We start from the raw sequence: 21,075 nt of genomic DNA, 5'->3' as shown, positions 1-21,075 counted from the left end.
TTCGATCATGGAAAAACGTGAGCCAATCTCGTTTCGTCAGGCATGGCTATGCGAAGCGGTGCATCTGAGAGAAAGTCAATGGGGACCTCTCGACGACAGTAAAGCCAGACGACTGGCACAGCATGAACTCACTCCCCTCTCAAAAGTTGTCCGTCGCGCCCAAGCACTAAGCGAATCGAACGGTTTGATTTCAATCGTCAACAAGCTAAGTAAAGCAGGATGGCTAGCTTTTTTCCTATTGTTGATCCTTGCAGCAATGAGTGGCGCCAGTATAGGCTTTGCCTCGCTTGGAAACAGTGCGCAACCTGTGAATATCGTGACAGCTATTTTTGTTCTACTTGGGTTGAACAGCATTTCACTCATTGTATGGTGTGTCACGATATTCTCAACTCATGCTTCGGGTGGATTGCTCGCACAGCTATGGCCGAAGTTGACACTCATGCTTGCGCGTGGACCGAATATCGGCTTAGTCGTGCAGGCGTGGTGGAGCGTTTGGAGGCAAGCCAATGCGACACGCTGGCTGTTCAGCACCTGCACACACCTGATCTGGGTCACGATAATGGTGGCAGCAGGTGCTGCAATGATCTTTGCACTCTCAACCCGCCAGTATGATTTTGTTTGGGAAACAACCGTCTTATCTTCGGATGTTTTCGTGAAATGGGTTGGACGACTCGCCGTGGTTCCTCAATGGCTGGGCTTCGCAGTACCCGACGAAGATCTCATCCGTGCCAGTGGTTCGCTCTCTCATCACAATGCTGAAGTCACGAGACGTTTGTGGTCTGGTTGGCTCTTGGGCTGTCTCGTCGCATACGGCATACTTCCCAGAGTGATCTTGTCGTTGATTTCCGCATTCATTGTCTCGATCCGTCGCTTACGCATCGGACCTGATGTTTCTGCTCCCTATTATGTCGCTGTCTTACATCGTATGCCAGCATCCGAACAGATGTCAGAGGGACATGCGCCACACCCATCAGTCATTTCAGTCGCTCACGCAAATACCCCTGACTCAGACGGTTCTTGGAACACTGACAATCTTTTGATCGCAATCGAACCCGATCCAAATGATCCTTGGCCACCCGCAGGGATCGGGACTGCAGTCACCTGCATCGGCCCTATCGACTCGCGTGAATCACGTCGACTGGTTTTAGATCGAATCACACTGACTCGCGCGAAAAATCTCGTACTGGTCTGCGATGCCAGACACTCGCCTGATCGCGGCACACTGCGTCTGATCAGTGACCTCTCCGAATGCTCTAAAAGAACACTGATATGGCTTCGGCACAGTCAAACCGATCATGCCCATACCGAAGCCTGGCTATCCCTGCTTCGCGATCCGCCAAATATGGAACTCAGAGTCCGCGATGATGCCCTGAATGTGATGCAATGGCTGGAGCGTCATCATGACTGATCCACAAACACTTCAAATCGCAGTCGTTGGTCATACGAATGTCGGCAAAACATCCTTGCTTCGCACGTTGACGCGAGATGTCAATTTCGGAGTCGTCGAGGATATGCCTGGCTCGACACGGCAAGTCCAGGGCGCAACTATCAGCCTGGGCACTCAAACAGCACTCATGCTTTTTGACACACCCGGAATCGAAGACAGTATCGGGCTCCTGGACTATCTCGAGCAACTCTCCAGTCATTCACAACGACTAGACGGACCTGACCGCATTCGCCTTTTCCTGCAAAGTCCGGAGGCGTCGTCTCTATATGAACAAGAAGCGCGCGTTCTCAAAAAACTGCTGAGCTGTCATGCCGGACTCTATGTTGTGGATGTTCGGGAACCCGTACTCGCCAAGCATCGAGATGAACTTGCGATTCTTGCGAGTTGCGCAAGGCCACTTCTGCCTGTGTTGAATTTTGTCGCAAGCAACGCCGCACGTACTCAAGAATGGCGAGACGCCCTGGCGCGCGTGGGTCTGCACTCGGCTTTATCGTTTGACAGCGTGAGTCCTCCGATAGACGGCGAGGAAAAACTGTATCAAACATTGTCTTTGATGCTGTCCTCCTATCAGAAGACACTTACCGATCTCCAGGCACAAGCTGTGCGGCAACGTGAAGCGCGGCACGATTCTTCCATCATGCTGATTGCCAGCATGCTGATTGACGTTGCAGCCCTGAGAATACGTACCTCTACCGAACCGGACATTCTTCAAAAGAAAATCGCACTCCAACAAAGTCACGTCCGCGAACGCGAGCAAGCCTGCGTCAATGCCCTGCTCAATCTTTTCCAGTTTCGCCAAGATGACTATCTTTCCAGCCCACTTCCTTTGACTGAAGGCCGTTGGGAACTCGACCTTTTCAGCCCACAGGCACTTCAGCATTTTGGTGTGCATGTGGGCATGGGAATAGCTGCCGGTGCTGCAGCAGGCGCAACCATCGACGTTCTGAGCGCTGGACTAAGTCTAGGCACAGGAATGGCGATTGGCGCCATCGCGGGTGGCGCCTGGAAAGCGATTGATCGCTGGGGTGAAAGAGTGCTGGGTCAGGTTCGAGGCTTTCGAGAACTCACCGTGGATCAGTCCATCTTGCAACTGCTGGCACTTCGACAGATGCAGTTACTGAACGGATTAGAACACCGGGGGCACGCCGCACTCGCGCCGCTTTGCCTTGAACAGGCGCCACACCTGTCGCTCGAAAATCCAGCACTGACAAAATCAATCGCACTGGCACGTGCGCATCCTGACTGGTCATCGATTGGCGAAAACTTCAACGACAGTCCGGCAAGACAACGAGCAATAGACGCACTGGCACTAGGCCTGTCGAATGAAAAATACTCATAGATTAGAAAATTTGACAGACCGAGCCTGACGCCAGCTTCAATACACTTTATCCTCCAAAACTCTACTGATCACTGGATGATAAAGATCACCGTCACCTCGAGCCACCGAGAGCTCAAAAAGCCTGCGAACATTTCGCGCTCCGGCCGCGTCAACCTCGGTTTGCTCAGCGAGATCCAACGCATATCTCAAATCTTTCGCTGCATACTCCACTGAAAAAGCGCGCTCTGGAAAATCACCGGGAATCATTGCCTTGAGACCATGATTCCTGAGAGCAAAACTGTCAGCTGAACCAAGCGCTAAAGTCTCAAATAACTTTTTAGGATCAACTCCGGCTTTCTTTGCGATCGCACGGGCTTCTGACAAAGCCGCAACTGTTTCGAACAACACCATGTTGTTCAAAATTTTGACGACCTGACCACAGCCGACAGGCCCACAGAGTGTAATTTCAGTTGCGAATGTGGATAGAAAAGGTTTGATTTGCGCAAACTCTGGCTCTTGTGCACCAACCATAATAGACAAGGTACCCGCCTCAGCCGCTGCACGTGTTCTGGCCACGGGCGCATCGATGAGCAACACACCTTTAGCTTTGAATTTTTCATACAACTCGCGAGTCAGCTCAACCGGTGACGTGCTGAGGTCAACAATGATTTGACCCGATCGACAGTTTGCGAGCAAACCATCTGGTTGCTCACAAATCTTGGCAACTACTTCACCGGAGGGTAAAGATAAAAATACCAAATCCGTTTCTCGCATCACTTGTCCAACAGATTTGGCTACAGCAATCGAATGAGCCAGCCTTTCAAGAGGAGCCGCTTGTGTGTCGTAAGCTAGAACGGGAAAGGATTGCTTAATCGCAAGATTTCGGCACATGGGCTCTCCCATCACCCCTAAACCAATAAATCCTAATTTTCTAATATCGCTCATAGTTATCTCAAAAAATCTTTATTGAATGATCTGTGAATTAATACTCATTACTATAAAGTAGATCGAAAGCTCCAATGCCAAGATTGACATTGAAATAGAGTTTTCAAACAACATCGACGCCAAATCAATTTGTGGTTAGTATTTAAGCGTCGATACTTTTAATAACAGACTCTTTCATGCAACCGACATTCGCCATTCCCGCAGACTTTAAAAAACTCGGCCTCGCAGGTATCTGCGATTGCCATACACACATCTTTCCTCCTGCTGAGCAGTTTCCTTTTGCTGCCAAGCGAAATTACACGCCAGCCGTGGCAACTCTCGAGGCGCTTGATGCCTTGCATGCTGCAATGGGTGTGGATCGAGTCGTGCTTGCACATCCGAGCCCTTACGGCACAGACAACTCCAGCATGCTCTATGCACTCGAGTCTTGGGGCCCCAAGCGTGGTCGAGGTGTCGCTGTCATTGATGAAACCTTCACTCTCGATACCTTGAAAAAGTTTCATTCGGCCGGTGTGCGTGGCGTACGTGTCAATCTTGAAACCCATGGACATCACGATCCTGAGTCCGCGGCCCGACAACTTAAAGCGACCGCTGAACAAGTTGCGCCACTCGGCTGGCATGTTCAGGTCTATACCAATCTTGATGTGATCGCAGGCATGCAGGATACGATCCGTCAACTACCCACTCCACTGGTAGTCGATCACTTTGGCAAACTGTATGCAAGCAAACCTCTCACGCAACCAGGTTTTGACGCTTTATGTGCGCTTGTTCAATCCGGCAAGGTCTACGTCAAGCTGTCTGCTCCCTATCGTATTTCCGAGCTCCCAGGTTATTCAGACGCGGAGCCTTTCGCCCGCGCGCTGATCAATGCCAACCCGGATCGCATGGTCTGGGGCACGGACTGGCCACATCCCATGCCACCCAAAGGGGTCAAACGCGACCCGGCTGTTATCGAAAATTTCAGGCCAGAGGACGATTTCGCCGCACTGACCCGCATTGCCAAATGGGCGGGGGATTCTGTCACAGTCAAAAAAGTACTCGTCGACAATGCAGCACGTCTCTACGACTTTTAATATCAATGACATCCCGAGGAGACAAAATTGAAAACAACAATCATTCACTCAATTAAACAAGCGCTGAAACTCCTGCTCTGCGGAACGGCCATCATGAGCGCAGGACTGAGTTCCATTCACGCCCAAAACGCTTCCAACTTTCCAAACAAACCCATCCGACTGATTGTTCCAGTCGCTGCGGGTGGAAACGTCGATCTCGTTGCGCGGGCGATTGCAGAACCTCTATCCAAATCACTCGGACAACAGGTCATCGTTGAGAACAGACCGGGCGCCAGCAGTCTCGTCGGTACGATGATGGTTGCGAATGCCCCGGCAGATGGCTATACACTTCTTGCACATTCGACTACGTTTGTGACGGCACCTCTGTTATTGGAAAATGCCGGCTACGACCCGCTCAAAAACTTCGTCCCGATCACTCTGACCTGTGAAATACCGATGGTCATGGTGATTAATCAAAGCGTGCTACCCGCCAAAACTGTGGCTGAGGTTGTCAAACTCGCCAAAGCCAACCCTAAAAAATACGCCTATGCATCATCAGGTAATGGTTCGACGGGACATATCGCGGCAGAGCTTTTTAGTACCGCTGCGGGTGTCTCACTTTTGCATGTCCCATACAAAGGTAATGCGCAGTCGGTGATTGATGTAATTGCCGGACAGGTACCCATTATGTTTGATCAGGTCAGTACGGCAGCCAAACATATCGAAACCGGCAAGCTATATCCAATCGCTGTGACGAGCATGGCTCGTTCATCGATCCTACCCAACGTACCCACTTTTGACGAATCAGGGCTCAAAGGTTTTAACGACTCGACATTCAATGGAATTTTTGCCCCGATTGGTACCCCACCAGCCATCGTGAACAAACTTCACGCGGAAATCTCCAAAATCCTTAAAACCCCTGCTGTGATCGAGGTCTTTAAATCAAAAGGCGTCGAGATGATCGCAAGTCCAACACCCGCGGCTTTTAGCGAATACATCCAAAACCAGAGCAAAATCTATGGAGAACTTGTGAAAAAAGCTGGAATTACCGCCAATTAACAAGGTGATAGACGCCAATCAGGAGATCATCGCGATGGCTTGACCCACAGGGTAAACTCCAAATGTTGAAAGTGTCAGAAATGGTTAGTATGGTCGGCTTGTTGATGAACGACCTGTTAGCCCAAGCTGGCGCTGGTTCACCTAACTGTTGGAGTTAATGATGAAATTTCTACCTATTGTCAGCGCCGTCGCAGCAACTTTTGCACTGACCGCGGGCGTTGCTCACGCCCAGGCTTACCCAAACAAGCCCGTCACACTCGTAGTTGGCTTCGCACCTGGTGGCGCAACAGACCGCGTTGCCCGTTTGGTTGCAAAATCACTTTCCGAGCAAACCAAACAAAGCTTTGTGGTTGAAAATCGCGCAGGCGCAAACAGCAATATTGGTGCAGAACTCGTCGCAAAAGCAAAGCCAGACGGCTATACGCTTTTTGTGGGCTCGGTCTCTAACACGATCAACCAGACTTTATACAAAAAGCTGAACTTCAACATACTGAATGATTTTGCACCCGTCGTCACACTCACGACGATTGCAAACATCCTAGTTGTCAATCCAAAGCTTCCCGTTAAAAACGTTCAGGAATTCATTTCCTACGCCAAAGCAAATCCTGGCAAAGTGACCTGTGCCTCCTCTGGCGCGGGCTCATCCATTCACTTGTCTTGTGAGCTCTTCAAAATCCAGGCTGGCGTCGACCTGCTGCACGTTCCTTACAAAGGTAGCGGCCCGGCAGTGATTGACCTCGTGGGTGGCCAGGTAGACTCCATGTTTGATAACTTGCCCTCGGCTATTGGTCAGGTACGCTCTGACAAACTGCGTGCTTTAGCTGTGACTTCAGCCAAACAGACACCTTTCGCACCCGGCACGCCAACCGTCAGCGAGTCAGGTGTTCCTGGCTTTGATGTATCGGCATGGTTCGCTGTTTATGCCCCGAAAGGTACACCGAAAGAAATCATCGATATGCTGAATAAAGAGGTCAACAAGGCCCTCGCGACAGAAGAGCTCAAGAAAGCCTATGAAAGTGGTGGCTTTGAACTCCCCCCTGCTCCAAACACACCCGAGCAGCTCGCCAAGATGACTCAAGATGAAGTCAGCAAGTGGTCGGCCGTGATCAAGAAATCCAATATCACGCTCGACTAAGTTTGAGGGCTCAGTAAGCCTCCTCAGCAGTACTCGTGAAGCAAGTATAAAAAGTCCTGTCCAGATCATCTGAGACAGGACTTTTTACTTAAACGTGTCACACCTCAGAGCGTTTATCTTTCAAACGGGCGTCGCGCCCACAGACAGGCCGCCACAAACATACAGAACTTGTCCGGTCACGAAGCTCGCATCGTCGGACAAGAAATAGGTAATCGCGCCCGCGATTTCCTCCGGAGTGCCCACCCGCTTAAGCGGGATACGCGAGGCAAAAGCTTCACGCGCCTCTGGAGACATTGGATTGTTTTTTAAATAGAGCTCTGTCGCAACAGGTCCCGGTGCAACCGCATTCACAGTAATACCCTGTGCACCAAGTTCAAGCGCCCAGGTTCGCGTCATACCAATCAAACCGCTTTTGGCGCCTGCATAGGCGGTTCTTTTCATCATCCCCAGCGCCGCACGACTGGAAATATTGACGACGCGTCCGCGACCCTTACGTACCATCGCAGGTAGACAAGCCTGCAAACACTGCATCGGCGCACGCATATTAATTTGCAATATTTCTTCAAACTCTTTAGAGCTTGTCTCGGTCAGCAAACTCGACGTCGTCTTGCCCGCATTATTGACGAGATGATCGACCTCAAACTGCTCGGTGATCTGTGCCAAAGCGCGCGCGGTCTCCGACTCGGAGATAAGATCGGCCGTAAAAAAAGGGCCGGGAAAATTCACATCACCCGTCGAACGCGCGATACCAATCACGGTACCACCATCTTTGGCGATGCGTTGGGCTGTTGCCAACCCAATTCCTTTGCTCGCGCCCGTGATCAACGTGACGGTTCCCGCAAAACGCCCCGCGCTCATGTTGGACTCACGCCTTGGATAGTGATGCGATGCATTTCGCGGCGCTGACCTGGGTAGTCGTTAATGGCATAGTGCATGGTGCAGCGGTTATCCCAGAAAGCCATCGAACCGGGTTGCCAGCGAAAACGACAGGTCAACTCAGGCTTGCTGCTGACCTGATATAGATACTGAAGTAACGGCAAGCTCTCATCGCGCGTCATGCCTTCAAAGCAGAACGTAAAAGGTTGGTTCACAAACAAACTCTTGCGTCCCGTTTCCTCATGCGTACGCACAACAGGATGACGGCTATCGATGCGTCCCACATCCTCACGTAACTTCGTTGAACGCGTACTGTTGCGCAATCTCGCGTTTGCATTGAGAAAATCATTTGAATGAATCGCATACAAACCCTCAAGCTGCTTTTTCATGGCGTCTGACAAACGCTCATATGCGAGATACTGATTCGCCCAAAGGGTATCGCCGCCAACTTTTGGAATCTCCCGTGCATAGAGCACTGAGCCCATTGGGGGCTGAGGATGATACGTCTCATCAGTATGCCAAGTATCACCAATCACGTCTTTGTCGGTCGCTTCTTTCACGACGGGCATGATTTGAGGATACTGGGGATGCGTCTGATAAACAGGTGTTGTGCTAATCGGTCCAAACTTTTCCACGAACGCAATTTGCTGCTCAGGGGTCAAGGTCTGATCTCGGAAAAATATCACCAAATGATCAAGCAGAGCCTGACGAATATCCTTGATCGTCGCGGCAGAAAGATCTTTGGAAAGGTCGACGCCCAAAAGCTCCGCGCCAATCGTACCGGTTAGTTTTTTGACTTCCATGGGGTGCTCCTCACACTGAATTAATCAAGTTTACCTAGCCCGATTAGGCGCGTCCAATATATTATTCATCCATTATTAATTTGAAAATCAGAATAATGATTGATATTAAAAAACTTCGATATTTTGTCGCAGTCGCCGAAGAAGGACATTTTGGTCGTGCGGCGACAAGACTCGGGATCAGCCAGCCACCTTTGAGCGACCATATCCAACAGCTGGAAAAATTGCTACAGACCGAACTGCTGCACCGTACAACAAGACGCGTGAGTCTCACCCAAGAGGGCACTGCCCTTCTTCTGCACGCAAGGAAAATACTCGTCGATATTGATCAATGCGCACAGGTGATCCAACAATCTCACAGTCAGCAGAAGCAAGTCTTGCGTCTGGGGATTCTGCATGCGCATACCTATACTTTTTTACCAAATCTGTTGAGATACTATCTACAGGCGCAACCCGGCATACGCATCGAACTGCTTGAGTACACGACCCGAGAGCAAGTCGATACGCTGCTAGGCGATCAGGTGGACGTTGGATTGATTCGGGAGCCGGTCAACCATCCCGCACTCAAGACCGTCAGGCTATTTACTGAACAATACGCACTCGCCGCGCCCGCGGAGTGGCGACTCGCACGCTCGACACCTATCTCAGTCAGCAGCATTCACGAAAAAACTCTTATCGGGTATCCAAGCCATGATGACAAGCGCAGTACACGCAGCTTGTTTCGGGATTATCTGCAACGGCATCAGGTCAAGCCCTCGGACTTTATCGAGGTCAGAACCATGCATGCCGCTCTGGCGCTTGTCGCAGCCGGTTTAGGCTGCGCACCTGTTCCCGAGTCTCAGACCTCGATGCAATTTCCCGGGCTCAAATATCACCGCTTCAAAGAAATACCGCCACGCTTGTCCGTAGGACTGGCGTGGCGGGAAAATCATTCAACAGCGCTCGTTGCAGATTTCAAAAAAGCTGCATTGACATTTTTTACTCAGGCTTGATGCCCGCAGCATTCACAACATCAGCCCATTTCTTCAAATCAGCATTGACAATATCAGCCACTTCTTTTGGTGAACGATAGCTGGCGGTTGCACCTTGCTCATTCATTTGTTTCACAAACTGTGGCGAGGTGATGACAGTCTTCATTGAGTCCGTCAGCTTCTTGACGACGGCGTCAGGCATATTCGCAGGTCCGAACACTGTAAACCAGGCGTCTAACTGAAACTCGGGCAAACCTGCCTCAGCTGTTGTCGGGACGTCAGGCAACATTGGATGACGTTGCTGACTGGTGATCGCCAAGGCACGCAAAGTACCCGCCTTGAGATGACCCATCGCAGTCGGTGGCGTGGTAATGAACAAATCAATCCGACCAGCCAACAAATCCTTCATGGCAGGCGCGGCACCGCCGTATGGCACATGGACCATCTTGGTATTTGTTTTAAGCTGGAGCAATTCGGCACCAAGATGCTGGATGGACCCCACGCCTGAAGACGCGTAATTCAACTTTCCAGGATTGGCACGCGCGTACTCAACCAAACCCTTTAAATCATTGATGGGTGAATCCTTGGGCACGAGTACAAGATGCGGCCCCCTGATCACTTCGGCAATCGGTGTAAAGCTTTTCACAGGATCCCAAGGCAGATTTTTAGTCAGTGCCGGATTACCTGTATTAAAGCCCTCGTAGGCAAGCACCAACGTGTAGCCGTCTGGGTTTGCGCGCGCGACGTATGAGTTGCCAATGCCTCCGCTTGCGCCGGGTTTATTTTCCACAATCACCATCTGGCCAAGCACGTCCTTGAGCTGATTCGCCAATACTCGTCCTGCAATGTCGGTCGTCCCGCCCGCAGCCACAGGGATCACAAGGGTAATGGGTTTCTGGGGAAAGTCCTGGGCAACCGTGGCTGTCATGACTAAAGACAACGACAGCCCTGCAGTCAGGGCTTTAAGCTTATTTTTGAACATCTTATCTCCGAATGCTATGGTTTTTATGGTGGTGGCCTGCTTAAGACCACCATCTTAATACGCATTCACTCAATATTGAAGTTTGCCTCTTTGACAACCTTAGATAACGTGGCCTTGGTTTTCTGAATATATTGTTTAAATTGTTCAGGGGTGTCAGCAATCACAATTTGACCGAGCGGCTTGACTGACTTTTCATAAAAAGCAGGATCTTTCATGATCGACCTGACATCTGTCGCAATCTTATCGATAATTGCCTTGGGCGTCCCGGCTGGCGCGGACATCATCATTTTAAATGTCACGTTCGCATTGACGTAGCCAGATTCATTCAAAGTCGGTACGTCCGGAAACATCCAAGTCCGTTCAGGAATATTGACGGCAACGGGAATCAGTTTGCCAGCCTCGACTTGTGGTTTAGCTAAATGTGAGGGCATCCATGAACTATCCACTCGCCCACCCAATAAATCCGACATGATTGCACTCATACCGTTATAGGGAATGTGGTTCATTTTGTAGCCACCGGACTCATCCCCAAGAATCCGCATCCTGAATTCGGAGGCGCTACCAACAGCCTCAGAACCAAAGGTCAGTTTGCCGGGATTTTTTTGAACAAGCGTCAAAAACTCTTTGAGTGTCTTCACTCCCAAGTCCGGACGAATAAGCAACACAGCAAATCCCTCTGAGAGTCGCGTGATCGGCTCTAAATCTTTGTCAGGGTTATATGTCAGGTTCTTCTTGAGTAAACCATTTACGACATAGGCCGCATCACTACCGATAAATAGCGTGAGACCATCAGGCTTGCTGCGTGCAACCGTTGAGGCCCCCACCGCCTCAGAGGCCCCGGGCTTATTTTCAACGATGACGGATTTACCCCATTTTTTTTCAAGCTGTGATGCAAGCGCCCGACCCAGAATATCTGTCAAACCACCAGGCGTATAAGGCACCACGATTTTTACGGTGCCGCTAGGATAGGTTGCTGCTTCATTTCCCTGAGCCTGTGCGATCAATGATGTACTGGTCAATAAACAAGCCAGCGCCAGCTTCCATTTGCGAATACTCATCATGTCATTCCTCCGGTCAATAGACGATTTGAATTGTCTTTGGATTCATTTAATTTTTATTAGTTGATTGATACTGCGTTTCTGTTCCAGTGTCTAGCCTTTGCCCACATTGTGAGATATGGAGATATCCCCCGCGACCTAATCAAGCGTCAACCCACGGATTAAGTTGCGGCTCAACATCTTCTTTGTGATACTGATTATTCTCGTCGCACACAGGAGACAACATGAAAACAAAACTTTTTTCACCATTACAAATACGCGACCTCCATCTCAAGAACAGAATTGTTCTATCCCCAATGCTGACCTACGAGGCGGATCATGGACACCTCACAGACTGGCATTTTGCGCACTATGGAAAATATGCGACCGGTGGGGTTGGACTGATCTTCGTTGAATCGACCAAAGTTGATCCCAGAGGCTGTACAACCCCGCGCGACCTGGGTCTGTGGAAAGATGATTTCATCGAACCCTTCAAAAAAATCATACAGTTCGCGCATTCACGCGGCGCTGCGATCGGGATTCAACTGGGACACTCCGGACGCAAGGCGAGGAACTCTTTGCCCTGGGAAGGCAGACATCCTTTGGGACGCGAGCAAAAAGGCGTCGATCACGATGAAGAGTGGGAGCTGATCGCACCAAGCGCGATCCCCGGTAGCTCAAAATCTGAAACTCCAAAAGAAATGACAGTCGCCGACATACAGGAACAAATCCTCTTGTGGGGCAATGCCGCCCGCCGCGCTGATCTCGCGGGCTTTGACGTGCTAGAGATCCATGGTGCACACGGATATCTCCTGCATCAGTTTTTATCTGCGAGCGCGAATCAACGCACTGACAAATACGGCGGCTCCTTACAAAACAGACTCCGCTTTACGCTTGAAGTTGTCGAGCATGTGCGCACGATCTGGCCCGCAGGCAAGCCCTTATTTTTCCGAGCTTCCTCGATCGATGAAGCAGGCTGGACGATCGAAGACAGCATCGTGTTGTGTCGGGAATTAAAGAAACTGGGTGTCGATGTGATCGACTGCAGTACAGGTGGCATGTCTGAGCACTCGATTGTGAGTGGCGTCACGCGTCCGGACTACGGTTACCAAGTCCCACACGCAGAACGCATCAGACGAGATGCAGAGATCATGACGATGGCAGTCGGTTTAATCATTCATGCGGACCAAGCCGAAGCCATTCTGCAAAATGGCCAGGCGGATCTGATCGCTGTTGGACGCGAACTGTTACACAATCCAAACTGGGTGCTTGATGCCGCTGACAAACTGGGTGAGGAAAATATCTTTTCCACTATCCCCGCCAACTATGGATACTGGTTAGAAAAACGCGCGAGTAGCGGCTTTCAACATAAAACCTCCACTTGGAAATCCGGGATCAATCAATGAAAAAAATCTATGAGATCAAAGTTGCGCATCACGGTCATGACCTCGTCGGTGAATGTCCGCTTTGGCACCCTACAGAGCAAAAACTTTATTGGGTTGATACGCGACGCCCTGCCATTCAGCGACTGGAAGCAAACGGATCCGTGACAGTCTGGGATATGCCCACGAACATTGGGTCGATCGTCTTTCGCCGCAATGGTCACTTGATCGGTGCGTTGAAAAATGGTTTCTGCGAAATCAATCTCGCAACTGGCGCTGTGGAAATTATTGTTGACCCCGAGCCCAATCTTCCTGAAAATCGGCTCAATGATGGAAAATGCGATACCAAAGGTCGCTTTTGGTGTGGATCCCGCGATCCCTCCGACACGAATCCTGGCGGCTCACTGTATCGTTTGAATCCAGATTATTCTTGCAAAAAAATGGACAGTGGATTCATCGTCTCGAATGGCATGGCCTTTAGCCCGGATGGCAAAACCATGGTGTTTGGTGACTCAAGAGGCGAAACGGTTTGGAAATACGATCTCGATCCGGATAGCGGCGAAATCCACAACAAGCGCGTGTACATCTCAACGACCGGCGTTCCTTGGCGTATCGATGGTGCGACTTTTGATTCTGAGGGATATTATTGGTGTGCTTTGGTCGGGGATGGCTCTATTGGACGTTATGATCCTGATGGAAGACTCGACCGAGTCATACGAGTGCCGGTAACACACCCCACCATGTGTAATTTTGGCGGTCCAAATCTCGATATTTTGTATGTCACTTCTGGCACTGTATTTCTGAATGAAGTACAAAAGATCCAGCAGCCTCTTGCAGGATCTCTTTTTGAAATTCACGGTCTTGGCGTCACTGGCGTGCCAGAACCATTTTTTGGTAGATGAATATTATTAGCGAACAAATTCTCGACGACGATCTCTCAGAGAAAACAACTCAGGGGCTAGCCCAACTCCTTCTCGTCTCTGCATTCGCAGGCGCTTTGGTCGGCTTGGTGGGTGGCAGTTTTCACTGGCTACTCGTACACGGCAGCAAAAGCTTTGCAGACCTATTGGTGCAATGGAAATCGGGTGGCTTCCTTGGTCTTCCCGGCTGGCTGATCGCCATGATTGTTGTCGGTCTGTGCGTAGGTGCCGCGCGCTGGCTCGTCACCTTCGCCCCAAGCGCTGCGGGCAGTGGTGTGCAGCATGTCGAGGCCGTCATGCGCGAGGAGGCGACACCTGCCTCCTTTCGGGTTTTACCAATCAAGTACTTGGGCGGTCTACTCGCCATGGTCCCCGGTCTTGCCTTGGGGCGCGAGGGTCCTACCATACAGATGGCAGCCGTCATTGGCACCCAGTGCGGCAAGTGGTTCGGCTTCGCCCGCGGAGACCGCTCTTTACTCTACACGGCCATTGCAGGATCGGGGCTTTCTGTCGCGTTTAACGCCCCGCTTGCAGGCGTTGCCTTTGTCGTCGAAGAGGTCGCGCATCGCATCACCATGCGACGACTACTCGCCACCCTCATCGCTGTGGCCACGGCAATCGTTGTCTACCGGAGCTACTTTGGTAATGCAGTTGAATTCAATGTCGGCAACCTTTTGCCCGGCACCATCCCAGAGCTGGTCGCTTATGGATTGTTAGGCGCATGGATCGGCGCGCTTGGTGTGATGTACAACAAAAGTGTTCTTTTAGGCCTCAATCTGTTCAGCAATATCGCCCCAAATACTTCACCCATCGCCAAAGCCTGCATTGTTGGCGCTTTTATTGGTCTTGTCGCCTATTGGCAGCCTCACTGGGTCGGTGGCGGCGAGATGCAGGTCAATGCGGTCCTCGCGGGACAGCTCAGTCTGAACGCGCTCATCATCTTGCTACTCGTGCGCTGGGTGCTCGGACCACTTTCCTATTCAATGAGTGCACCCGGTGGTTTGTTTGCCCCTCTGCTTCTGGTGGGAGCCACTTCAGGCGCACTCTTTGCCACGAGCATTAACTTTATCGTCACAGCACCCTTTGTACTTGATCCGATCGCTTTTGCGCTAGTCGGCATGGCCGCCTTTTTCACCGCGGTGGTACGAGCGCCCTTCACGGGCGTTTTGCTGATTATTGAAATGAGCGGTAGTGTCACCCTTGTCGCCCCGCTCATCACGGCAAGTGTGGCCGCATGCTTGGTCGCAAGTTTGATGCGGGGAGAGCCCATCTATGACTCCTTACGCGCACGGATGAATCAACACCCTTAATTTTTCATTCTGGATAAGGATGTACCTTTATCCAGTGATGCGCAATATCAATTCTGCGTGTGATCCACACATCTTGTTTGGTCGAAATATAGTCCAGCAAACGTCGCAGCCCGGCAGCACGTGCCGGGTGACCGATCAGACGCATATGCAAACCTACGGACATCATTTTTGGTTGAGTGTTTCCCTCCTCGTAAAGGGTATCAAAGGCGTCTTTGACAAAACTGAACCACTCCTCGGAGGTGCCAACAATTCCCGCATATTTACCATCGTTGTTTGTCAGAGAATATGGCACAACTAAATGCGGTTTGCCTTCTACAACCTGCCAAAAAGGCAGCTCATCGGCATAGGAGTCTGAGTCGTATAAAAATCCACCCTCCTGCGCAATCAGCCTGCGAGTATTCACGCTTGGACCATAACGGCAATACCACCCGAGCGGTCTTTCACCAATTGTCTTTTTAAGCGACGCAATTGCAAGACGGATATGCTCTCGTTCCTGCTCTTCTGTCAGTTCAAAATGCTTGATCCACCTCCAGCCATGGCAACAAACGTCATAGCCCATTTGCCTGATTTTCGCAGAGGCTAAAGGATTCCTCTCCAGTGCAAGAGCGCATCCAAACACTGTCAAAGGCAGTCCTCTATCTTCGAAAAGTTTGACCAGCCGCCAAAAGCCAACGCGACTTCCATACTCAAACATTCCTTCGGCCGCCAAATCCCGTCCTGCTTTGACTTGATTTGATCCGTGCGCTTCAGTCAACCCGGTTTCAGACATGGGCTCTCCGTCCTGAATCGAGGGCTCTGAGCCTTCCTCATAATTGAGGACAAAGTTCACTGCCAGACGCGCGCCATTCGGCCACTTCGGGTCTGGTGGTTGATTGGCATATCCAACAAAATCTCGTTCAGGTTGCCAGCTCATGACATCTCCTGCTTTGTATTTTCTCGGGTCAACTTACTGTTGAACTATGCCAGCTTGCGCGATAATTTCAGCGTATTTTTTACGAACATCCTGCAACATCGTATTGAATGCAGAGACTGAATTGGTCGACACGCTAAATCCCAGAGCTTCGATTTGCTTGACGTTCGCGGGATCACGCACGATCGCAACAACGTCTTTGTTTATTTTTTCCAAGATGGCACTAGGCGTACCTTTCGGCGCAAGCATGCCTTGCCAGCTTTCAATATTAACGGCAGGATAACCTGACTCAGCCATCGTCGGCACATCAGGAAATACGGGCGAACGATAATCCGTCGTGACTGCCAACGCTCGAAGCTTGCCTGCTTTGATTTGTTCTGTAACCGCAGCGAGAGTGATCACCGTGGCATCGATATGTCCGGCCATCGCATCCAGTGCCGCAGGCGCTCCGCCCTTGTAAGGGATATAGTTGACCTTGATATCAGCTGCCTTGGCCAGCACTTCATGAGCAATATGTGCAATGCCTCCACTGGTCGGCAAGCCCATAGAGAGCTTACCAGGATGCTTCTTGGCGTACTCGATGTACTCTTTAAAAGTCTTGGCTTCAAAGTTTGGATTCGATACCAGAACCTGAGGGTTCACGACCAACCGCATCACACCCGTTAAATCATTCAACGTGTAAGGTGGGTTTTTGATGAGGATTGTATTGAGGACAATCGCATCGCTGTGCAACACAAGTGTGTAACCATCCGGCTTGGCTCTGGCCACCTGCGCTGCACCAATCGCACCACCCGCACCTGTCACGTTTTCAACGATAACCGTCTGGCCCCAGGCTGTGCTGAGTTTTTCCGCGATCAAACGCGCGATTTTATCGGTGCTACCCCCTGCAGAAACCGGTACGACAATTCGTACAGACCGCTGAGGATAAGCATCAGTCTGTGCAAACACGGAAGCGCTCAATGACAGACTACATACAGATAGAAAAAATAATGCAATACGCTTATGTAACGTTTGAACGAACATGTTGTCTCACTCCTTTTTAACAATTGTGAGTTCATATGAGACCTCCATAAACACAGGAACGGTTGCGATTGAATCAAAAATCACCAATAGCATTAAAAACTCGTAAACAAAGTTTGAAGAAAATATTTTGTAGTCACCAAATAAGTGAAGCGTATACGCAAATTGTAAGAATTAGTCGTTTTTGTGGGTTCGGCAATAGATTAAATTTTGATTAACGAATCTATAGCGAAACAGCATGTACATAAAACTCAATCTGCTCATTTGGCCTGTTAAAGTTTTATCAATAGTATTGATCACTCTGACACTTGCCATCCTAGGGGCCAACAACGCAAGCGCCCAGCCATCCTCGTGCGTATTAATCGATAACGATTACGACATTGATGACATGATGGCCATCCCGCTTGTTATTGGTAACAAATACGTTGTGGCGATTATCCAGTCTGAGGGATACACATTCCCGGAACAGGGTGCAGCGGCGATTGAACAGCTCGTCAATCGGCTTCCCGATCAAGTCGACCAAAGAAAAATTCCCATCATTGTCGGTGGCAAGCAAGGCATCCATGGTCGCGATCTGGATCCCAAGTGGAACTGGATTCCTTTTTTCAGGGCCATGATGAATGTATCGAACGGGCTACTACCTAACCTGCCCGCTCCGAAGTCAACTGACCTGAACTACGTACAAAAAGTCGTTGATTCCGTTACAGAATGCAAAAAAGTTTCAATCTTAGTGATCGGCACATACACTTCCTTTATCCATTACATCGACTTGATCAGAGATAAAGTCGATCGAGTCGTCATCATGGGGCAACCTATCGGCGATGAGTCAGCTACACCAGGCAGAGAATCCTTCAACTGCAATTACGATTTTGCCGCATGCCAAACAGCCATGACCAAACTCGAAGGTTTACAGGCATATTTCGTAGACATTCCTCGTTTTGAGGATTTGTGTCATCACAATCCGTTGCACCCGGACTGTTACAGCCCTAGCTATGAGATGGTGGCAGGTGGTGGGGAGTCTGCGGGTTTGATCTCTGATGGATTACCTGGCAGATTAAAGCAGGCACTTCTCAACAATACGCCCTGCAACTGGCCTGCCGGAGCAAATATGCCTAATGTAAAAGATACGGTCTGTTTATCTCAGTCCACCTGGGTGCCAGAAGTCGTCAAAAAAGGTCCGGGCGGAGAAATGCTTTTTTGGGATCAATCAGCGGCATTATTTTTACTGTATCCAGAGCTCTTTTCACTTTTCTATCCCCCCGAGAATCCATCCCTGGGGGGAAAGCATTACGAGCCAACGCTATTGAACAACTCACACGCGCAAACCATACAAAGACTGCGCAAGCTTTGGACACAAGAGACGAATAAATCGGTTAAATATATCGTTCAGCCAAATTAATCGTCCAATTCGTTAATTCGAATATTTCATAAGCAAGTATCCTCGTGTCCAGGTGAGCACACCTTCACCTGCCGCGTTCTTCGGATCCATGACGCCTGCAAATTGAGCTGTATTGCCTGTAAACAATCCGGCGGGTCCAAACAGATACGTATACATGAACACTCCATTTGGGCAGACATTTTGCATATATCTGTCATCTACGACTTTGCCAGCACAATACTCTTCAAGCTTACTCATAAAGCGACCAGGACTAAATCCTTCAGAGGGTTTGTAACCCAGATAGTTAGCCGTTCGAAAGAAATTATCAATCCCAATAAACGGCGCACGGCTTGAACGTAATTTTTCTTTGAATGAATTCATGGTGACGCGATCACCATCTTGAAACGTTCCGTACTTATTTCTATCCAAAGATGTCACCTGATCGATGACCGTGGTAAAGCCGCTGGAACACTCATTGAAATTAAATTCAGGTGCGCCCCTCAGCAACAAGGATCCATTCACCCCTTTTGTGGAAACATTTGGAACCCGTGCCCATGGGGTGATAGCGTTGCCAAGATTTCCATTAAAAGGATACGTAAAAGACGAAATACCTGACACTTGGTTGGAGGGATATAGTTGTATGTCACTCTCCTCCGCCGTATTGAAAGGTGTTGCAGTTTTTGCGTAGCAGCTTTTCGCGCCATCATTATTTGGATAACTGATCGCTTTGACAAATTTTCGAGCATCGTCACCACCAAGACCCAAAAATGTTTTACTGAATACATTAAAGGAATGTCCATTAATCGAAACTGCGTAGACATTATCCGCATCGCTTGGGCTGCTGTCGGTGGGAAAAGCCACTTGCATGGATGAGCCACCCACTTCAAAATCTCCCACTGGGGCTTGGACATTTTTGCTGACTGTAGGATTGCCGCCAAAGGAATTAAAGTAGTAATCATTGAAGTTGACCCAGGTCCAAACCCCTTCCTCGCTATTGCCATTGATCGTTTTGAATTCCCCCGTCTTGAATCCAAGATTGGCAACATATGTTTTCATCAAATCGTAATAGCGCTTGATTTGTTCAGCCGTCCAAGCCCCACCGTTATGGCTGTCTTCTGTTCTCATTCCGGCTGTCGCGAACAGCTGAATATTGACATTGGATCTTTTTAAATGATTGGCTGAAAGTCTCGGGTCAAGAGAAAGCAGCAGCGGCTCAAGCACGCATGGGCTGACATCGGTTTGCCCAAGATCTTTGATGACAACATCCAGACCGGCACTCGTTTTCGTGATCTCTTTTTTACCGCCTGTGCAATTGACGGGTCGCGCACCGTCGGGAAGCACACTCTTGCCGTTTTTAATTAATGTAATCGTGCCCTGACCGTTCAAAAAATCATTGATGCCGTTGTCATCGTATTCCTGGGCACCCAGTGCTGTGATCTTGGGATATCCGCCAGGAGCAGGAATCACTTTATAGACAACGAGTCTCGTTCCACTACTACCGGCATCAAAAATCGCTTCATAGACAGGCAAACTCTAACGCGTTGAGTCCACTCCGCTCACACATGCCACGAGACTGATCGCAAGGACGCAGCTAGCAGCTAACAATAATTGTTTGCGGAAAGTGCTGAAAAATGTATTCATCATTGGATCTCGCTATTGGGAATAAGACAATCAGCAATGCCGAAATTGACTCGATATTAATCGTCGCCAAATCCAATGATTTCTTTATGTCTTTTAATGTCGTTATTTGTAAGTTTTTGATCTCATACGTCCAAGTGTGCGACCTCAGTAAGAGTCTCAACTGGTGCAGGACGTTCGGCGGTGGGATGTATATACGCTTTGGATCTGAACTGTTTAGATATCGCACATATGATTCATTGATATTTTGTAATCGATCGAATACAATAATTCATGAATAAAGTGTTTGGGCCACGCTGGCGTATCTATTACGTAGTTAGGGGTAAAACGATTATTGTGATGTTGGGCGGTGGAGATAAATCCAGTCAGGCCAGCGATATTAAAGCAGCAAAAAAATTAGCCAAGTTATTGGAGGATTAAATGAAAGCTGTTAGTACAGAAAAAAAAATAAAAGTCAGTGATTTAGCTGAATTTGATATGACTCGCCACCTGAAAAGTAAGCGTGCGATGACTGAGTATTTAAATCAAGTCATTGCTGATGGTGACGATGCTGAATTAGCGGCTGCTTTAGGACATATTGCCAGAGCAAAAGGTATGGCCGAGATTTCTAAATCAACCGGCATCACAAGAGAAGCCTTATATAAGGCACTAAAGCCTAATACAAAACCCCGTTTTGACACTGTATCTAAGGTTCTTGGTGCCTTGGGTATGAGAATTACTATCCGCGCCTAAGAGACTTTACAAAATAAAAAAGCCCCGCAGAAGCGAGGCTTAATTAAAGTTTGGTGGGTCGGGCGAGACTCGAACTCGCGACCAACGGATTAAAAGTCCGCTGCTCTAACCAACTGAGCTACCGACCCCCAAGCCCGACATTATGACTTTTTCAGAATCGCCT

Annotated in this window: 20 protein-coding genes and 1 tRNA gene; 12 read left to right on the top strand and 9 right to left on the bottom strand. The window is 49.5% G+C overall.

Annotated elements, in window-relative coordinates:
* The first annotated feature begins 7 nt into the window (after positions 1–7).
* Positions 8–1,408, top strand: a complete 1,401-nt coding sequence (locus QWY30_RS09855; RefSeq protein ID WP_290240568.1) for a DUF2868 domain-containing protein — start codon at positions 8–10, stop codon at positions 1,406–1,408.
* The gene (locus QWY30_RS09850; protein WP_290240567.1) at positions 1,401–2,786 is read left to right on the top strand and encodes a GTPase/DUF3482 domain-containing protein; all 1,386 of its coding nucleotides are present in this window, start codon (positions 1,401–1,403) and stop codon (positions 2,784–2,786) included. The genes QWY30_RS09855 and QWY30_RS09850 overlap by 8 nt, the downstream gene beginning before the upstream one ends.
* A gap of 36 nt (positions 2,787–2,822) precedes the next feature.
* Here QWY30_RS09850 and QWY30_RS09845 read toward each other — a convergent pair whose 3' ends face one another.
* Positions 2,823–3,710 carry an NAD(P)-dependent oxidoreductase gene (locus tag QWY30_RS09845; protein WP_290240565.1) on the bottom strand — a complete coding sequence of 296 codons (888 nt, stop codon included), beginning with the start codon at positions 3,708–3,710 and terminating at the stop codon, positions 2,823–2,825.
* A gap of 176 nt (positions 3,711–3,886) precedes the next feature.
* On the opposite strand from QWY30_RS09845, the gene QWY30_RS09840 reads away from it, so the two are divergent.
* From QWY30_RS09840 to QWY30_RS09830, 3 genes are all read left to right on the top strand, one after another.
* The gene (locus QWY30_RS09840; RefSeq protein WP_290240564.1) at positions 3,887–4,783 is read left to right on the top strand and encodes an amidohydrolase family protein; all 897 of its coding nucleotides are present in this window, start codon (positions 3,887–3,889) and stop codon (positions 4,781–4,783) included.
* Positions 4,784–4,810: 27 nt separating this feature from the next.
* Positions 4,811–5,821 (top strand): Bug family tripartite tricarboxylate transporter substrate binding protein, encoded by a 1,011-nt coding sequence (locus QWY30_RS09835; protein WP_290240562.1) that lies wholly within the window; start codon positions 4,811–4,813, stop codon positions 5,819–5,821.
* A 160-nt stretch (positions 5,822–5,981) separates the two neighbouring features.
* Complete coding sequence (locus tag QWY30_RS09830) at positions 5,982–6,956, top strand: Bug family tripartite tricarboxylate transporter substrate binding protein (RefSeq protein ID WP_353958801.1); 975 nt, start codon at positions 5,982–5,984, stop codon at positions 6,954–6,956.
* 120 nt (positions 6,957–7,076) lie between these two features.
* Here the strand turns inward: QWY30_RS09830 and QWY30_RS09825 are convergent, their stop codons facing one another.
* Both QWY30_RS09825 and QWY30_RS09820 read right to left on the bottom strand, forming a co-directional pair.
* Positions 7,077–7,814 carry an SDR family oxidoreductase gene (locus QWY30_RS09825; protein ID WP_290240558.1) on the bottom strand — a complete coding sequence of 246 codons (738 nt, stop codon included), beginning with the start codon at positions 7,812–7,814 and terminating at the stop codon, positions 7,077–7,079.
* Positions 7,811–8,635, bottom strand: a complete 825-nt coding sequence (locus QWY30_RS09820) for a TauD/TfdA dioxygenase family protein (RefSeq protein ID WP_290240557.1) — start codon at positions 8,633–8,635, stop codon at positions 7,811–7,813. Before QWY30_RS09820 ends, QWY30_RS09825 begins: the two co-directional genes overlap by 4 nt.
* Positions 8,636–8,730: 95 nt before the next feature.
* On the opposite strand from QWY30_RS09820, the gene QWY30_RS09815 reads away from it, so the two are divergent.
* Positions 8,731–9,624, top strand: coding sequence for a LysR family transcriptional regulator (locus QWY30_RS09815; RefSeq protein ID WP_290240555.1), 894 nt, complete (start codon positions 8,731–8,733; stop codon positions 9,622–9,624).
* Here the strand turns inward: QWY30_RS09815 and QWY30_RS09810 are convergent.
* Positions 9,611–10,585 (bottom strand): Bug family tripartite tricarboxylate transporter substrate binding protein, encoded by a 975-nt coding sequence (locus tag QWY30_RS09810; RefSeq protein WP_290240553.1) that lies wholly within the window; start codon positions 10,583–10,585, stop codon positions 9,611–9,613. The genes QWY30_RS09815 and QWY30_RS09810 overlap by 14 nt on opposite strands.
* Positions 10,586–10,650: 65 nt before the next feature.
* Complete coding sequence (locus QWY30_RS09805) at positions 10,651–11,646, bottom strand: Bug family tripartite tricarboxylate transporter substrate binding protein (protein WP_290240551.1); 996 nt, start codon at positions 11,644–11,646, stop codon at positions 10,651–10,653.
* Between the two features lie 221 nt (positions 11,647–11,867).
* Between QWY30_RS09805 and QWY30_RS09800 the strand changes: the two genes are divergently transcribed.
* The 3 genes from QWY30_RS09800 to QWY30_RS09790 are packed head-to-tail and all read left to right on the top strand — an operon-like array spanning position 11,868 to position 15,234.
* A complete protein-coding gene (locus tag QWY30_RS09800) occupies positions 11,868–13,028 on the top strand; it encodes an NADH:flavin oxidoreductase/NADH oxidase (protein ID WP_290240549.1) in 1,161 nt (386 codons plus the stop codon).
* Positions 13,025–13,906, top strand: a complete 882-nt coding sequence (locus QWY30_RS09795) for an SMP-30/gluconolactonase/LRE family protein (protein ID WP_290240547.1) — start codon at positions 13,025–13,027, stop codon at positions 13,904–13,906. Before QWY30_RS09800 ends, QWY30_RS09795 begins: the two co-directional genes overlap by 4 nt.
* A complete protein-coding gene (locus QWY30_RS09790; protein ID WP_290240545.1) occupies positions 13,903–15,234 on the top strand; it encodes a ClC family H(+)/Cl(-) exchange transporter in 1,332 nt (443 codons plus the stop codon). Before QWY30_RS09795 ends, QWY30_RS09790 begins: the two co-directional genes overlap by 4 nt.
* A 4-nt stretch (positions 15,235–15,238) precedes the next feature.
* On the opposite strand, the gene QWY30_RS09785 is transcribed toward QWY30_RS09790, so the two are convergent.
* Together QWY30_RS09785 and QWY30_RS09780 are read right to left on the bottom strand one after the other, a co-directional pair.
* Positions 15,239–16,147 (bottom strand): allantoinase PuuE, encoded by a 909-nt coding sequence (locus QWY30_RS09785; RefSeq protein WP_290240543.1) that lies wholly within the window; start codon positions 16,145–16,147, stop codon positions 15,239–15,241.
* Positions 16,148–16,180: 33 nt separating this feature from the next.
* Complete coding sequence (locus QWY30_RS09780) at positions 16,181–17,092, bottom strand: Bug family tripartite tricarboxylate transporter substrate binding protein (RefSeq protein ID WP_290240541.1); 912 nt, start codon at positions 17,090–17,092, stop codon at positions 16,181–16,183.
* 310 nt (positions 17,093–17,402) lie between these two features.
* Here QWY30_RS09780 and QWY30_RS09775 point away from each other — a divergent pair, with 310 nt between their 5' ends.
* A complete protein-coding gene (locus tag QWY30_RS09775; RefSeq protein ID WP_290240540.1) occupies positions 17,403–18,563 on the top strand; it encodes a nucleoside hydrolase in 1,161 nt (386 codons plus the stop codon).
* A gap of 12 nt (positions 18,564–18,575) precedes the next feature.
* Here QWY30_RS09775 and QWY30_RS09770 read toward each other — a convergent pair whose 3' ends face one another.
* Entirely contained in the window at positions 18,576–20,072 is a 1,497-nt protein-coding gene (locus QWY30_RS09770) for an acetate and sugar kinases/Hsc70/actin family protein (RefSeq protein ID WP_290240539.1), read from the bottom strand.
* A gap of 381 nt (positions 20,073–20,453) precedes the next feature.
* Between QWY30_RS09770 and QWY30_RS09765 the strand changes: the two genes are divergently transcribed.
* Positions 20,454–20,600, top strand: coding sequence for a type II toxin-antitoxin system RelE/ParE family toxin (locus QWY30_RS09765; protein ID WP_290240538.1), 147 nt, complete (start codon positions 20,454–20,456; stop codon positions 20,598–20,600).
* Positions 20,601–20,912: an addiction module antidote protein gene (locus QWY30_RS09760; RefSeq protein ID WP_290240537.1), complete on the top strand. Its 312-nt coding sequence runs from the start codon at positions 20,601–20,603 to the stop codon at positions 20,910–20,912.
* A 51-nt stretch (positions 20,913–20,963) separates the two neighbouring features.
* Here the strand turns inward: QWY30_RS09760 and QWY30_RS09755 are convergent.
* Positions 20,964–21,040: transfer RNA gene (locus QWY30_RS09755), tRNA-Lys, on the bottom strand.
* Positions 21,041–21,075 lie beyond the last annotated feature (35 nt).

Origin of the sequence: Zwartia panacis (assembly GCF_030410395.1) — a bacterium.
Classification (GTDB): Bacteria; Pseudomonadota; Gammaproteobacteria; order Burkholderiales; family Burkholderiaceae_B; genus Zwartia; species Zwartia panacis.
This window is presented reverse-complemented; position numbering and strand designations above follow the sequence as displayed.